This is a genomic window from Salinivibrio sp. SS2 (assembly GCF_001722075.1).
GTDB lineage: Bacteria > Pseudomonadota > Gammaproteobacteria > Enterobacterales > Vibrionaceae > Salinivibrio > Salinivibrio proteolyticus.
In genome coordinates, this window is record NZ_MEBP01000023.1 from 1 (window position 1) to 2199 (window position 2199).

The 2199-nt window shown below is 53.3% G+C and carries 1 protein-coding gene; it reads right to left on the minus strand.

What is annotated here, in order from left to right; all coding sequences use genetic code 11:
* The coding region (locus BGK46_RS01410; protein ID WP_256388316.1) for a VCBS domain-containing protein at positions 1-2127 on the minus strand (2127 nt) is incomplete at its 3' end.
* Positions 2128-2199 lie beyond the last annotated feature (72 nt).

Consider the following 2199-nt stretch of genomic DNA (forward strand, 5'->3'; position numbering starts at 1 on the left):
ACGGTTCGCAATGGATCTTGGTGCAGGTAGCGGGGCATCGCCTTCATTGCCCTCAGTGACGGAACCGACAAACTCACCGGTCACTTCTGGCGCATCCTCGCTACCAGTAATCGTGATAACAATATCTTGCAGGGTGCCATCAGAGGCAGTCAGGGTAATGGTATCGGTGACTTGATCGCCGGCATCCAAATTCTGTACCGCAGACTGATCGAGAGTATACGTCCAATCACCATCGACCAGCTCGAGTGAACCATAAGTGCCAGACGCTATAGTATTGGCGAAGGTTGGATTATCGCCATCGTCGACATCGCTGATCGCAATGGTGCCCGTTGCGGTGACAGGCGCATCGCCTTCGTTACCTTCGGTGACGGAACCCACAAACTCACCACTGACTTCAGGCGCATCTTCGCTACCAGTAATGGTGATCACAATGGTTTGTTGGGTGTTATCGCTTGCTGTGAGGGTAATGGTATCCGTCACTTGATTGCCAGCGTCCAAGTTCTGCACCGCAGACTGATCGAGGGTGTAGGTCCAGCTGCCATCGACCAATTCCAGCGAACCATAAGTGCCGGTCTCTGTGGTATTGGCAAAGGTCGGAGTATCGCCATCGTCGACATCGCTGATCGCAATGCTGCCGGTGGCAGTGACAGGCGCATCGCCTTCATTGCCCTCAGTGACGGAACCAACAAACTCACCACTGACTTCAGGCGCATCTTCGCTACCAGTAATAGTGATCACAATAGCTTGCTGGGTGCCATCAGAGGCCGTCAGAGTAATGATGTCGGTGACCTGATCGCCAGCGTCTAAATTCTGTACCGCAGCCTGATCGAGGGTGTAGGTCCAATTGCCGTTCACCACCTCTAATGAGCCATAGGTGCCCGCTTCAGTGGTGTCCGCAAAGGTTGGACTATCGCCGCCGTCGACATCAGTGATATCAATGGTTCCTGAGGCAGTGACAGGCGCATCGCCCACATTGCTTTCAGTGACTGAGCTAACAAATTCACCGGTGACTTCAGGGGCATCATCCGTTCCGGTAATGGTGATGACAATATCTTGCTGGGTGCCATCAGAGGCGATGAGGGTGATGGTATCGGTAACCTGATCGCCGGCATCCAAGTTTTGAACGCTGGCTTGATTAAGTGTGTAAGTCCAATTGCCATCGACCAGCTCGAGCGAACCGTAAGTGCCGGTCTCTATGGTATCGGCAAAGGTGGGCGTATCGTCGCCATCCACATCACTGATCGCAATGGTGCCCGTTGCAGTCACGGCCGCATCACCTACGTTACCTTCGGTGACCGAACCAATAAACTCACCACTGACTACAGGGTCGTCATCCGTCCCGGTAATGGTGATGACAATATCTTGTTGGGTGTTATCGCTTGCTGTGAGGGTAATGGTGTCGGTGACCTGATCGCCAGCATCCAAATTCTGCACGCTGGCTTGATCGAGGGTGTAAGTCCAATTGCCGTTCACCAGTTCGAGCGAACCATAGGTGCCTGTCTCAGTGGTGTCCGCAAAGGTGGGTGTATCGTCGCCATCAACATCACTGATCGCAAGGGTACCCGTCGCAGTGACAGGTGCATCACCGACATTACCTTCGGTCACGGAACCAACAAACTCACCGGTGACTTCTGGCGCATCCTCGCTACCAGTAATGGTGATCACAATGGTTTGTTGGGTGTTATCGCTTGCGGTCAGGGTAATGGTATCCGTCACTTGATCGCCGGCATCCAAATTCTGCACGCTGGCTTGGTCGAGGGTGTAAGTCCAATTGCCGTTCACCAGTTCGAGCGAACCATAGGTGCCTGTCTCAGTGGTGTCCGCAAAGATGGGTGTATCGTCGCCATCAACATCACTGATCGCAATGGTGCCTGTGGCAGTGACAGGCGCATCGCCTTCATTACCTTCGGTCACGGAACCCACAAACTCACCGCTGACTTCAGGCGCATCTTCGCTACCAGTAATGGTGATCACAATGGCTTGCTGGGTGCCATCAGAGGCAGTCAGGGTAATGGTATCGGTGACCTGATCACCGGCATCTAAATTCTGCACGCTGGCTTGATCAAGGGTGTAGGTCCAGTTCTCACCGACCAGTTCTAGCGAACCATAAGTCCCTGTCTCTGAGATATTGGCGACACTGTACTAACGATCACACACGACAACAATTATCACACTGGCTACGGGCACAAACAAAAGCGA